The organism is Bacillus sp. GS3m_15504 (assembly GCF_055825275.1).
Map to the genome: position 1 here is coordinate 1 of NZ_JBVVNL010000029.1, position 403 is coordinate 403.

A 403-nucleotide genomic window follows, 5' to 3' on the forward strand; every position below is an offset into this window, starting at 1 on the left:
GTTTTAGTTTGCGGTATTCCCCGAGAGTGACAGTAATTTCCGCGCCAAGCAAGACGATACACCATGTCCAGTAGACCCAAACAAAGAGAATGGGGATCACCGCCAGCACACCGTAAATGAGCTGATATGACGGGAACATGGTGATATAAAGCGCGAAACCTTTCTTTCCTGCTTCGAACAGGAGTGCGGCGACAAACGCGCCGACAATCGCGTCGCGGTTAGGTACGCGGATGGTAGGAACAATGCTGTACAGCAACCAGAAGGAGATCCACGACAACAGCAACGGAAAAATACGCAGCACGTTGTCGATGACAGTATTGAGATCGCTCGCCCAGCGCAGGGAGAGCAAATAGGAACTGATCGCCAGACTGGCCCCTGCCAGCAGCGGCCCCAGCGTTAAAAT

At 52.9% G+C, this 403-nt stretch carries 1 protein-coding gene; it reads right to left on the bottom strand.

The features are described from left to right. On the bottom strand, positions 1–403 hold a 403-nt coding region (locus AC0L0O_RS30035; RefSeq protein ID WP_473786243.1), incomplete at both ends, for a YihY family inner membrane protein.